Genomic DNA, 12,316 nt, shown 5'->3' with positions numbered 1-12,316 from the left:
GATTCGGTGCCAGCCGGAGCCGGCGTACAGCGATCTTGCAACAGCCGGGGCGCCCCACAGCAACCCACCGTCTGGACGCGATCATCGTAGACAAACAGATCGTCGTTCCGGTGCGCCAAAGGGCCGAAATCGACCACTTTGGCTTGAGATGCCGTTCACTAGCGGGGCTTTCTTTGTCTGGGTAATGTGTCCACTACCCGGGCTTCTGAACCTGCGATCAGAACCGGTGGTACATGCCAACGTTGGCTTGCACCTGGTTGCCGCCCGACGCGGTGTTGCCGAAGTCAGCAGCCGAAGCCTGAGCGCCCTGAGCATGGACGTAGGCACCCATGACATAGACCGAGGTGAGCTTCGACAGCGCGTACGTAGCACCCAGCGACACCTGGTTGATCGAAGCCATCGTGCGGCCCTCAGCGGCTTGTTCAGGCGTGGCTTGCGAACCGTAGACATACGTGTATCCGGCAGCCAGCGACAGCGCCGGGGTTGCCTGGTACTGCAGAAGGCCACCGATCACGTTGAAGTGAATCGACGCTTGCCCATCGTTGCCCTGGTATTGAGCGTTCGAGTACCGCAGGCCAGCCGTGTACTGACCAAACTGGTATTGGCCAGCGACTTGAGCGATGCCCGCGCTCTTGAACGCATTGCCACCGTAGTAGCCCGAACTCGGGTAGCCCAGTGCACCACCGAAGGACGGTTGCGCCGTTGCGTTCTGCCAGCCGGCCTCACCCTGGTTTGCAGCCTTGAAGTAGCCGCCAGCGACCGTCAGACCACCTTGAGCGTAGTCCGCAGCCACCGACCACGATTGACCCGAACCCATCGCACCGGCAACGCCGCCGAACGAGTACGCGCCTTCAGCCTGGAAGCCGTGGAAAACCGGCGAAATGTACTTCACCGCGTTGTTCTGGTTCGTCGTGTTGTCGTTGTTGTCCACGTCGCCCGGGGTCGAGAATGTCGATGCCGAAATGGCGTCGCCCGTCAGGCCTTGAACCATTTCCGTCACGGCGTCGATCTGGCGCCCCATACGCAGGGTACCGTACTGGTCCGAAGTGAGGCCTACGTAAGCCTGGCGGTTGAACAGCGAACGCGAGGAGCCAATGGGGCCCTGGCCGCCGATGCCACCTGTGGCAATGTTGAAACCATTTTCGAGTTTGAAGACTGCCTTGAGGCCGCCGCCGAGGTCTTCCTGACCCTGGAGGCCCCACTTGTTCGAACCTGAGGCACCGCCAACGAGGGCGACCTGCGAGTGGCCACCCACGTTCGAGGTGTAGCTGATACCTGCGTCGAGCATGCCGTACAGGGTGACCGAAGACTGCGCCATTGCTGCCGAGGATGCTGCGAAAGCGGCAACAGCGATAACGCTGATCTTGATTTTGCTGTTTTTCATCTGTATTTCAGTGATCTAATTTTTGGATTGATTGGAATGGGTTTTGTTTTATTCGAATGCGGATGACGGTCTGTAATTTCGTTATCCTTACAATGCCATGCAGAGCAATACCCGACGTCTCGACATGGCCTACACTCCCCGATTAGAACAGCCGCGGTGTCCCTACCCAGACGACAACCGCTTCCTTGCTTCCGTTGTTGCTCCAGCTATGCGGAACCGTGGACTGATAATGCGCCGAGTCTCCCCTGTGCAGCACAAACTCCTTGCCTTCCAGCTCCAGCGACACTTCGCCCTCGATCACATAGAGGAACTCCTCCCCTGCGTGCGTCGTGACTTCCGAGCGCGTCTTGCCCACAGGCACGCGCACAAGAATCGATTCGAGCTGGCGTCCTCCGGCCGTATTCGTGAGCCGTGCAAACAGATTCGCCGAATCCGCGAAGCCGAAAAACTCCAGTTGATCGCCGCGCTTGACCGAACGCTCCTCCGATGGCGTTTCGACGAAGTACTGCATCGTCACGCCCAACGCCCGCGCAATACCCGAGAGCGAGGTCAGCGACGGCGAAGCCAGACCACGCTCCACCTGCGACAAAAACGGCTTGGAAATACCGGCCGCCGTGGCCGTCTGCTCGAGCGTCTGGTTCAGCCGCTGGCGCAGTGCGCGGATCTTTTCGCCGAACGCTGACGCAGCCGGGTCCTGCCCCCCACTTCTAGAAACCATATCAAGAACATAAATTGCGGTCAAAAATTGTTTGATCGAAGTAAACCTTGTTTGATACCCTCGCGCCTAGCCGGAATTTCCCTTATTGGAGCCGGCGCCCAAACAGTGCATCAGCGAGATCCGCGCCGCCACTGTGAGGGACGATCAGACAAAAATGAAGTTGTAAACTTGGGACCTGCGTGAGTTGCGGCCCGCTTCGTATCCGCACGCAACCCGCGTGTCCTCACCCCTATCGCAGCAAATTTTCAGCGAATTGGGGTCACAATGAATTCATCGGTTTCACGGACGAGATCGTTCTCGACAGTTTTCCTGATCGAGATGCGGAAGCGCTTCGGCTACTACGGCATACCACTAACGCCAATCAGGGCGCGCTCGCCCGATGGCGCGCCTCTTTGACTTGTCGAATCAGGTTTCGCCGCGCGATCAGACAAGCGGCACCGCCAATGCAGGGGCCCACATACGCACGCTGTTCCTTCCAATAGGAGTTCGACAGCTTCACGACGTCATACTGCGTCTTGGTCCTGTCGATAGTGCCATCCGTGTCGACCGTATAAGGCCGGATCATCCGGTCAACGCGATCCTTCCGGGTAACCAGCAGGCCCACGAGGCTGTCGGGGTTAGAGGGAACGAAGTTTCCGTTCTCGTTAAACGCAGGAACAGCTTTGGGTGCGAAAAATCCGCATATCGACGCGACGCTCCAGAATCGAAATTGCATCGCGAACGGTATTGGGGCGAAAAAAAAGCAGACGCTGCGTCATGGTGAATCCATCCTCGAAGCATCAAGACGCGACACGTCAATATCAAACGTAGCCGCAAGCATCTTGCTTCTCGACCGCCATACACGGACCAGCGTCTGGATAATATCCAGCGTGCGACCAGTTGATAAGCCGCAAGTGAACCGTCGGACTCTCCTTCATGCGCGTCCGTGACGATCGCGCAGATTGGCTGCAGCGTGCCAGTATCCGTCACCAACTGGATAGTCACCGGCTGGCCCAGGAAATTCTGGAGCGGAATTCCGTTGCTGGTCGAGATGCAGGAAAGTCTTCCCTCTATGCCCCCGCAAAGGTCCTCGCGCATGTCCAGCCGTTGCAGAAACAATAAACTGGAAAGTTCGGTTTGGGAGGCGCGCCAGTATAGTCTGAATGGGCGGGGCTCTGCGACGGGAGGGCGCCGATAAATATACGCTGGATAGCGGGAAAGTTCACGACCTGCTACTCGGTAGAAATTCGCTGATACTGTTTTAAATTGACCATGGCACTTTTCCCGCTTAAACACTACGCAATATGCGAGCGGCAGGAAGTCGCGCAGAAAATATCAGGCGATTAACTCGCAGTCAAATTATTTTGAAAGACATTAAAATAGTCAGTATTTATTCCAGATTTATGCGATTGAACAGATCAAAGGAAATAATTCCGCCTCGCAGATCCAAACATTTATACGCGACACATTTCACAACGATAACAACGAAGCGTTCGAAATCAGCATAAACGTAGCCCGAATCTGTTCCGAATCTGAAAATATGAAGCCATTTATCACGACGCAGTGGTCGCGTTATGCATCAAACTATACGGAGAGTAAAGTTGATAACGTTTCGAAACGTCAATCGAGAAAGCGGCAGTCGATAGCAGCAGCCGTTTCGAGATGCCCCTTAACCTGTCCAGGTGGCCACTTTATGCTTAACGGCACAGAGCACCCGCGATCCTGGTGGAATGGAGAATGGTGGGCCGGGTCGGGTTCGAACCGACGACGGGATTTCTCCGGTGGATTATGAGTCCACTGCCTGCAACCAACACGGCGTCCGGCCCACGAAGCTACAACGAGCGAAAGTCAACAAAAAAGCCCGGTCTACACTGAGGCCGGGCTTTTCGACGGCAGGCCGACATACTACACGAACCACACCAGCCTGCCTATCCGACGCACGCAACTGAACGCAAAATAAGCGCCATAGATACGTCGTTACCTGCGTCTCGCTCCCATCTCAACCCAACATCAGTTCCCTTCGAGGAACGACTTGAGCTTGTCCGAGCGGCTCGGGTGACGCAGCTTGCGCAGCGCCTTCGCTTCGATCTGGCGAATCCGCTCGCGCGTGACGTCGAACTGCTTGCCGACTTCCTCGAGCGTGTGATCGGTGCTCATCTCGATACCAAAGCGCATGCGCAGCACTTTCGCTTCGCGCGGCGTGAGCGAGTCGAGCACGTCCTTCACCACATCGCGCATGGAGGCATGCAGCGCGGCGTCCGCTGGCGCAACGGTATTGTTGTCTTCGATGAAGTCGCCCAGATGCGAATCGTCGTCGTCGCCGATCGGCGTTTCCATGGAGATCGGCTCCTTCGCGATCTTCATGATCTTGCGGATCTTGTCCTCCGGCATTTCCATCTTCTCGGCAAGCGTGGCCGGATCCGGCTCGAGGCCCGTCTCCTGCAGAATCTGCCGCGAGATGCGGTTCATCTTGTTGATCGTCTCGATCATGTGAACCGGAATGCGGATCGTGCGCGCCTGGTCCGCGATCGAGCGCGTGATGGCCTGGCGGATCCACCACGTCGCGTAGGTCGAGAACTTGTAGCCGCGACGATATTCGAACTTGTCCACCGCCTTCATCAGGCCGATGTTGCCTTCCTGAATGAGGTCGAGGAACTGCAGACCGCGATTCGTGTACTTCTTCGCAATCGAGATCACGAGACGCAGGTTCGCCTCGGTCATCTCGCGCTTGGCCTGGCGCGCCTTCAGTTCGCCCGCCGCCATCTGGCGGTTGGTTTCCTTCAGGTCCTTCAGCGGCAGCACCACGCGCGCCTGCAGGTCCAGCAGGCGCTGCTGCTGTTCGCGGATCGCCGGGATGTTGCGCGAGAGAATCGCGCTATAGGCGTGATTCTCGCCAACGATCTTGTCGGACCATTCGAGGTCGGTTTCGTTGCCCGGGAAGCGCGCGATGAACTCCGAGCGCGGCATGCCGCACTTGTCCACGACCGTGTGCAGAATCTGGCGCTCGACCTGGCGCACTTCGTCCACTTGTGCGCGCAACGTGTCGCACAGGCGCTCGACGGTGCGCGCCGTGAAGCGGATCGACATCAGCTCGTTCTGGATCGTTTCCTGCGCCTTCAGGTAGGACTTCGACTTGTAGCCTTCCTTCTCGAACGCGCGGCGCATCTTGTCGAACCACTCGCTGATGAGCGCGAACTTTTCGAGCGAGGCGCGCTTGAGGGCTTCGAGCTGCGCCGCGTTGGCCGTCGCCTGGGCCGCGCCGTCGTCCTCTTCCTCCTCCTCTTCGTCCTCGTCCTCTTCGTCCTCTTCCACCTCGTTTTCGATCTCTTCGGCTTCCTTCGCATTGAAGCCGTCGGTGTCCTCGGCGTTCGGATCGATCAGGCCGTCGACGAGCTCGTCCACGCGGCTCTCGTCGTTCGCCACGCGCTCGGCCATGGAGAGGATGTCGGCGATGGTGGTCGGGCAAGCGGAGATCGCCATGACCATATGCATGAGGCCGTCTTCGATACGCTTGGCGATTTCGATTTCGCCTTCGCGCGTCAGCAGCTCGACCGTGCCCATTTCGCGCATGTACATGCGCACCGGGTCGGTCGTGCGGCCGAATTCGGAGTCGACGGTGGAGAGTGCGACTTCCGCTTCCTCTTCTACTTCGTCGTCCGAAGAAGCGTTGGGCGCGTTGTCGTTCAGGAGCAGCGTTTCGGCATCGGGCGCCTGTTCGTAGACGGCCACGCCCATGTCGTTGAACGTGCCGATGATGCCTTCGATCGCCTCGGTCTCGGTGAAGTTGTCCGGCAGGTGATCGTTGATTTCCGCGTAGGTTAGGTAGCCGCGCTCCTTGCCAAGCTTGATGAGCGCGCGCAACTTGTTGCGGCGCTCTTCGAGTTCCTCGACGGTCCCGGGCTGCGATGACGCGAACGCGTCTTTCAGCAGCGCCTTTTCCTTCGCTCGCCGGTCGCGCGCACGGGTGGTCTTCTCACCCTTGCCCGCGGTGGGCGTGCTCTCTTCGCTCTGGTTTGCGTCGTCATCGACGGACACTTCATTCAGCTTTTTCGTCATGGAGTTCGCCGTACCGGCTGTAGTCTCGACTCGCGGCTGCTGGACATCAGCCTCTTGAACCGTGGATACTGGAGCCTCGCGCTCTGCCGCATCGTCCGCAACGGCAGGCACTTGCCTTGCACTACTCGGACCACCGGACCGCTTCGTTGCCGGGTGAGTCGCGGCTTTCGCCGCACGTGTTGGCGCCGCTCGCGCGGCCGAAGCAGCCATGGCTTTCTTCCGGACTGCGGGGACTTCATGACTGGCGGTTACCGCCTCGCGGCGGGAACTGGCGGGTGGGACGTCCTGGGCCTGCGTGACCTTGCTGGTCGGCTCCGTCGAGCCTTTGCCTGTCGCCTTTTTTCCGCCTGTAGTCTTTGCCATTGCCATTCCGCCCTTGCTGGAAACTGGACAACTTCCCGATACCGCCCGGCGAATGACCTCCGAGTGATACTTGAGCTGTCCGCCCGGAAAAAACAAAAACAAACAACAAAAACAAACCGCTGAAAACCTTTTATTATAGCACGCACGGTAATAATCGCCCGCGCACGCTCCTACCCTACAGCCCGAGCTGGCGTTTCATGTCAGCTCGCGTCTGATTCAGTTTCACATATTCGGCCAGCTCCTCGGGCGTATGACGCGACTGCCGCGAAAGCACGTCCAACCGCTCGCTGCAGGCGTCGAAGCGCATCTTCAGGATTGCCGCCGCCAATTCCTCGCCCACGAGCCGCTCCTGCTCGCGGCGCTCCTCCAGCACAGCGCCATCTTCTGGATTTTTCATCAGCAAATCCCGAACGTTTTCATCATAGTCCAGAATTTCGCGAAAAATCTCCTCGAAGGTGGGGGCGTTCGCACCGTTTCGCAACAGGTCCGAAAGGAGCTGAAACTCGGCTGCGTCGCCCAGCGCACGCGCGTGCGTGGTCACTTCCTCGAACAGTTCGCCGTGCCGCGTGAGCGTGATGAGCGCCTGTTCGGCCTCCTCGTCGAGCTGCGCCACGATGCGGGGGTGCATCACCAGGTTGCGCAGCGCCTTGCGCTCGATCCCGGTCACGAGGTGCCGATCCTTGCGCGCGGGCGCCTGACGCGCGGCCTGGGCAATGCGGGCGTCGACCTCGCAGAGCGCCGCGACCTCCTCGAACGGCACGTCGAGGCGGTCGGCGAACATGTGCATGATCTGCGCGCGCAGCGCGTTCGCCGGCAGCGCCTGCAGCAGCGGCTTTGCATCGAACAGCGCGCGGGCGCGCCCTTCCGGCTGATCCAGCTCCTTGCCCACCAGGACTTCGTTCAACATGAACTGCGAAAGCGGCATGGCCCGGTCGACCTGCTCCTTGAACGCTTCGGTGCCGTACTCGCGCACGTAGCTGTCCGGGTCGTGCTCCGAGGGCAGGAACAGGAAGCGGATCGTCCGATTATCCGCCGCGTGCGGCAGGCAGGCGTCCAGCGCGCGCCGCGCCGCGCGGCGGCCCGCCGCATCGCCGTCGAAGCTGAAGATCACCGTATCGGTCTGACGCATCAGCTTCTGCACGTGGATGGGCGTGCACGCGGTGCCCAGCGTTGCCACCGCGTTCTGGAATCCGAGTTGCGCGAGCGCGACCACGTCCATATACCCTTCGACCACCAGCACGTAGTGCTGCTCGCGGATCGCCAGACGCGCCTCGAACAGCCCGTACAGTTCGCTACCCTTGTTAAATAGCGGCGTTTCCGGGGAATTCAAATACTTGGGCTCGCCGCCGTCGAGCACACGCCCGCCAAAGCCGATCACCTGACCCTTGACGTTGCGGATGGGGAACATCACGCGGTCGCGGAAGCGGTCGTAGCGGCGCGCCTGACCCTGCGCGTCCTGCTTTTCGCTGACGATGACGAGGCCGGCTTCGACCAGCGCGTCGTCGCGATAATCGGTAAACGCGGATTCGAGGTTCTGCCATCCATCGGGCGCGTAGCCGAGACCGAACCGGGCCGCGACTTCGCCTGTGAGACCGCGTTTTTTCAGATACTGGATGGCATTCGGCGCGCTGCGCAACTGCTTGCGGTAGTAGTCGCAAGCCGTCTGCATGAGGTCCGAAAGCGCGTTGGAAACGGCCTTCGAGACGCCTGGCGCGTAGCCGCCGGAGCCGGTGCCCGCGCCGCCGCCACTGCCGCCATAGGCGCCGCCGCGCATCGGCGACGGCTCCTGGGGCACGGTGAGGCCGACCGACTGTGCGAGTTGATTGACGGCCTCGGGAAACGTGAGGCCCGCGTGCTCCATGAGGAAGCCGATGGCGGTGCCATGCGCGCCGCAGCCGAAGCAGTGATAGAACTGCTTCGTTGGACTAACGGTAAAGGAAGGGCTCTTTTCGTTGTGAAACGGGCAAAGGCCCATGAAATTCGCGCCGCCCTTCTTGAGCTGCACGTAGCGCCCCACCACGTCGACGATATCGACGCGGTTGAGCAGATCCTGCAGGAACGAATGCGGAATCATCAGGGCTCGGTCGCTCGGATAACAGAGGCCGGGCACGCGCATACGCACGGCCCGTGACGGACCTCGCGGCGGCGCGCGGCGCAATGGCCGGCGGCGCGCGAGGCTTGGCCCTTACTTCGCGAGCGCAGCCTTGACGAGCCCGGAGACCGCGGTCATGTCGGCGCGGCCCGCCAGCCTGGGTTTGAGCACGCCCATGACCTTGCCCATGTCCTGCGGCCCGCTCGCGCCCACCTGGGCGACCGCCGCCTGCACTTCGGCAGCGATTTGCGCATCCGAAAGCTGCTCGGGCATATAGGCGGCCAGGACCTGGAGCTCGGCGTTTTCCTTCTCGACGAGGTCCGTCCGACCGGCCGCTTCGAACTGGCTGATCGAGTCCTTGCGCTGCTTGATCATCTTGTCGATGACCGCCGTAATGCCGGCGTCGTCGAGCGTCACGCGCTCGTCGACTTCACGTTGCTTGATGGCGGCGAGCAGCAGACGAATCGTGGCGAGGCGCTCGCTTTCGCGCGCGCGCATCGCGGCCTTCATGTCGTCGTTGATCTGGTCCTTGAGACTCATCACTCACCTGAAATGCGTTGGGGTTGCACAATCCCCGGGCGAACCCGGGCAGTACGGCCGCCGAGCCAAACTATCCGCCAAACCCTCGCACCGAAACATCACAAGAATGCAAAAACCCGCCTGGAAGCGTTTCCAGGCGGGTCGGTGCGGATTCGACACAGCTGCGGCCACACCAATGTAGACAGCTCAGGCTTTGTTGCCGGCCCGGCCCGGGTTTTCCGGGCTGGCCGGCGGCATTACCGGCTGCTTGCGGCGCCATGGAATTCCCCAAAAAACGGAAGCCATGACGCCGCCGGAATCAGTACAGCTTCTTCGGCAGCATCTGGCTGCGCAGACGCTTGAAGTGGCGCTTCACCGCTGCGGCCTTCTTTCGCTTGCGTTCAGCCGTAGGCTTTTCGTAGAACTCGCGCGCACGAAGCTCGGTCAACAGTCCGTTCTTCTCGATCGTGCGCTTGAAGCGGCGCATGGCCACTTCAAAGGGTTCGTTTTCTTTTACGCGGATGGTCGTCATTTTCCAATAACGGATCAGGGGGTAAAGAGAATCAAGTATAGCAGTTCCGTGCTCGCGCATTGCGTGGCCACTTGAGGGGGAAACCCGACCCCAGGCGGCCCGCGCGCCCACGTTCGCCGCTTCGTTTGTCGTCCTTCAAACGGTCCTTGCAGGCCGATATCCCAGTGTGCCCCAAGAACCGGTCGCGAGCCGCCTGAGTGGCCAAACCAGGCCGGGCAGCCGCGCAGATCAGGTGCATCATGACCCGCGCGGCAAGCCCGGCCGGCTTGCAGGCAGCGATATGGCTAGCGCGGCGGATCAGCCTTCGCCGGGGCCGACGAGCAGCAGCGGCACATGCGTGATCTCGACAGCACGCTGGGCAACGCTGCCGAGCAGCCAGCGCGCGACGCCCCGCCGGCCGTGCGTGCCGAGCACGACGAGATCGGCATTCCAGTGCTCGGCGTCGCGCAGAACGGTGTGGGCGATGTCGTCGCGGATGAGGCCGGTCGCCACGAGCGCCGTTTCGCAGGCGTCGCCGGCCGGCCCGAGTTGCTCGCTCGCCGCGGCGAGTGCCTGGCGCCCAACCCCGCTGAACGATTCCTCCAGCCCCGGAGCGGCTACCGGGCCGGCGGCCACGCTGCTGCGGTCGACGACATAGATCGCGCGCAACGCGATTTGCGGCGTGATGAGCCGCATGGCCGCCTCGATCGCCTGAGCGGATGCCTCGCTGCCGTCCGTCGCCAGCAGCATGCGGGCGAAGCGCGCCTCTGCGCGCGCCTCGTACTCGGCCGGCACGACCAGCAGTGGGCACGGCGCACTCACGGCGAGCGCACCCGAGACCGAGCCGTCGACCCAGCGCTTCACGCGCCCGCGATGACGCGCCCCGACAATCAGCACGTCGGCCTGCCATTCGCTGGCTGCCGCGCTCAGGGCGTTGACGACCGCGCCGGATTCGCCGGAAAGATTGAGCACGTGCCCCGACACCGATGCAACTTGCCCGTCGAACGCGGACATGGCCCGCTCGAGCGTGCGCTCGGCCTCGTGACGCAACTCCTGGCGCGCGGCGGCGAGCGTGTCCTTCATCCAGGCATCGCCCGCCGTGTAGGCGCCGCCGGCCTGCCAAGAGCGCGGCTGCTCGGCGGCACAGACGATGCGCACGTCGGCGTCGCGCGGCGCCACGCGCCCGGCAAAGCGCAGCGCCTGCATCGAGGCATTCGAATCGTCCACCGCAATCATGATTCGCCGTAGCGGCACGCCGTACTGCACCTGTTCTTCTTGCTGATTCACCTTTCACACCTCTCCACATTGGATCAGTGTTCCAGCGTGAACCTCCATGGCCGGGCCAACAATGACGGGCGTCAAGCCCTCGAGACTCGGTGCGTGGTGTCTGTCAGAAATCGTAGTTTTGCGATGCCGCCGCTAGTGAGCGTCAGGCCTTGCCCGCAGCGAGCGTGAATTCCGCGGCAGCCTCGCCGGCCGCAACGCCGGAAGCCCACGCCCACTGGAAGTTGTAGCCGCCGAGCCAGCCCGTCACGTCCACCGCCTCGCCCACGAAGTACAGCCCCGGCACGCGCTGACTCATCAGCGTCGCGGAGGAAAGCTCGCGCGTATCCACGCCGCCGCGCGTCACTTCGGCCTTCTTGTAGCCTTCGGTGCCGGTCGGGGTCAGCGTCCATTGCGCGAGCCCCTCGCCGATACGGCGCAGCGTCTTGTCGGGCAGATCGGCCAGACGCGCTTCCAGCGGCACCTGATGCGCCTCGAGCCAGGCGTGCGCGAGGCGGGACGGCACCCACTCGGCGAGCAGGTTGCCGATCTGGCGCTTTGTAGCGCCCTTCGCTTCGACGAGCGCATCGCCAGCAGGCCGCTCGGGCAGCAGATTGACGCGAATCGGCTGCCCCGGCTGCCAGTAGCTCGAGATTTGCAGCACGCCGGGCCCGGAAAGGCCGCGGTGCGTGAACAGCAGGTCCTCGTCGAAGGCACCGCCAGTCTTGCGCTCGCCGGTCGCCACATGCACTTCCAGCGAGACGCCGGCCAGCGGCACATAGGGCGCCCAGTCCTGCGGCGCGAACGTGAGCGGAACCAGCGCGGGGCGCGTATCGACGAGCTTGTGGCCGAACTGCTTCGCGATGCGGTAGGCAAAATCGGTCGCGCCGATCTTCGGAATCGAGAGGCCGCCCGTCGCGATCACCAGCGCTTTCGCGCGAATTGGCCCTTGCGCCGTGCCGAGCGTGAAGCCCGCGCCGTCGGCGTGGCTCACCGCCTCGACCTGCAGGGGCCGCCGCCACGCCACGCCCCCTGCGTCGCATTCGGCGCGCAGCACGTCGATGATGGCCTCGCTCGACTGGTCGCAAAAGAGCTGCCCCTTGTGCTTCTCGTGCCAGGTCAAGCGATGCTGGCGCAGCAGCGCGAGGAAATCGCGCGGCGTATAGCGGGCGAGCGCGGAGCGGCAGAAATGCGGGTTGTTCGAGAGATAGTTGGCGGGGCTCGCGTGCAGATTCGTGAAGTTGCAGCGGCCGCCGCCCGAGATGCGGATTTTTTCCGCAAGGCGCGGCGCGTGATCGATCAGCGTCACGCGGCGGCCCTGCTGACCGGCCACCGCCGCGCACATCATGCCGGCCGCCCCTGCGCCGATCACGGCGATATCGAAGGATTCCATGGCGCGCATTCTACCTGCGCATTCCGCCGGGGTGGCGC

9 protein-coding genes, 1 tRNA gene and 1 pseudogene are annotated in these 12,316 nt (G+C 62.1%); all 11 read right to left on the bottom strand.

Annotated features, from left to right (window positions below; translation table 11 throughout):
* Positions 1-217 precede the first annotated feature (217 nt).
* Positions 218-1,384 carry a porin gene (locus tag BO1_RS23155; RefSeq protein ID WP_028219589.1) on the bottom strand — a complete coding sequence of 389 codons (1,167 nt, stop codon included), beginning with the start codon at positions 1,382-1,384 and terminating at the stop codon, positions 218-220.
* A gap of 142 nt (positions 1,385-1,526) precedes the next feature.
* Positions 1,527-2,102, bottom strand: a complete 576-nt coding sequence (locus BO1_RS23150; protein ID WP_028219588.1) for a helix-turn-helix domain-containing protein — start codon at positions 2,100-2,102, stop codon at positions 1,527-1,529.
* Positions 2,103-2,463: 361 nt separating this feature from the next.
* Positions 2,464-2,817 carry a DUF2875 family protein gene (locus tag BO1_RS57840; protein WP_084688130.1) on the bottom strand — a complete coding sequence of 118 codons (354 nt, stop codon included), beginning with the start codon at positions 2,815-2,817 and terminating at the stop codon, positions 2,464-2,466.
* Between the two features lie 164 nt (positions 2,818-2,981).
* Positions 2,982-3,179, bottom strand: a pseudogene (locus BO1_RS62065) (contractile injection system protein, VgrG/Pvc8 family); the annotation flags it as partial.
* A 640-nt stretch (positions 3,180-3,819) separates the two neighbouring features.
* Positions 3,820-3,907: transfer RNA gene (locus BO1_RS23140), tRNA-Ile, on the bottom strand.
* Between the two features lie 184 nt (positions 3,908-4,091).
* Positions 4,092-6,500, bottom strand: a complete 2,409-nt coding sequence (gene rpoD, locus BO1_RS23135; RefSeq protein ID WP_084688129.1) for an RNA polymerase sigma factor RpoD — start codon at positions 6,498-6,500, stop codon at positions 4,092-4,094.
* A gap of 175 nt (positions 6,501-6,675) precedes the next feature.
* Positions 6,676-8,574, bottom strand: coding sequence for a DNA primase (gene dnaG, locus BO1_RS23130; RefSeq protein ID WP_028219585.1), 1,899 nt, complete (start codon positions 8,572-8,574; stop codon positions 6,676-6,678).
* A gap of 111 nt (positions 8,575-8,685) precedes the next feature.
* On the bottom strand, positions 8,686-9,132 hold the full coding sequence (locus BO1_RS52325) for a GatB/YqeY domain-containing protein (RefSeq protein ID WP_043286001.1): 447 nt from the start codon (positions 9,130-9,132) through the stop codon (positions 8,686-8,688).
* A gap of 298 nt (positions 9,133-9,430) precedes the next feature.
* Positions 9,431-9,643 carry a 30S ribosomal protein S21 gene (rpsU, locus tag BO1_RS23120; RefSeq protein WP_013434742.1) on the bottom strand — a complete coding sequence of 71 codons (213 nt, stop codon included), beginning with the start codon at positions 9,641-9,643 and terminating at the stop codon, positions 9,431-9,433.
* Positions 9,644-9,940: 297 nt separating this feature from the next.
* Entirely contained in the window at positions 9,941-10,909 is a 969-nt protein-coding gene (locus BO1_RS23115) for a universal stress protein (protein ID WP_084688128.1), read from the bottom strand.
* Between the two features lie 142 nt (positions 10,910-11,051).
* Positions 11,052-12,278, bottom strand: coding sequence for a BaiN/RdsA family NAD(P)/FAD-dependent oxidoreductase (locus BO1_RS23110; protein ID WP_028219583.1), 1,227 nt, complete (start codon positions 12,276-12,278; stop codon positions 11,052-11,054).
* Between the last annotated feature and the right edge of the window lie 38 nt (positions 12,279-12,316).

Origin of the sequence: Paraburkholderia oxyphila NBRC 105797 (assembly GCF_000685075.1) — a bacterium.
Taxonomy (GTDB): domain Bacteria; phylum Pseudomonadota; class Gammaproteobacteria; order Burkholderiales; family Burkholderiaceae; genus Paraburkholderia; species Paraburkholderia oxyphila.
This window is presented reverse-complemented; position numbering and strand designations above follow the sequence as displayed.

Excerpts from the sequence above, each read along its gene's own strand:
- BO1_RS23155 (WP_028219589.1), bottom strand. The coding sequence starts at position 1,384 with ATGAAAAACAGCAAAATCAAGATCAGCGTTATCGCTGTTGCCGCTTTC.
- BO1_RS23150 (WP_028219588.1), bottom strand. The coding sequence starts at position 2,102 with ATGGTTTCTAGAAGTGGGGGGCAGGACCCGGCTGCGTCAGCGTTCGGC.
- BO1_RS57840 (WP_084688130.1), bottom strand. The coding sequence starts at position 2,817 with ATGCAATTTCGATTCTGGAGCGTCGCGTCGATATGCGGATTTTTCGCA.
- rpoD (WP_084688129.1), bottom strand. The coding sequence starts at position 6,500 with ATGGCAAAGACTACAGGCGGAAAAAAGGCGACAGGCAAAGGCTCGACG.
- dnaG (WP_028219585.1), bottom strand. The coding sequence starts at position 8,574 with ATGATTCCGCATTCGTTCCTGCAGGATCTGCTCAACCGCGTCGATATC.
- BO1_RS52325 (WP_043286001.1), bottom strand. The coding sequence starts at position 9,132 with ATGAGTCTCAAGGACCAGATCAACGACGACATGAAGGCCGCGATGCGC.
- rpsU (WP_013434742.1), bottom strand. The coding sequence starts at position 9,643 with ATGACGACCATCCGCGTAAAAGAAAACGAACCCTTTGAAGTGGCCATG.
- BO1_RS23110 (WP_028219583.1), bottom strand. The coding sequence starts at position 12,278 with ATGGAATCCTTCGATATCGCCGTGATCGGCGCAGGGGCGGCCGGCATG.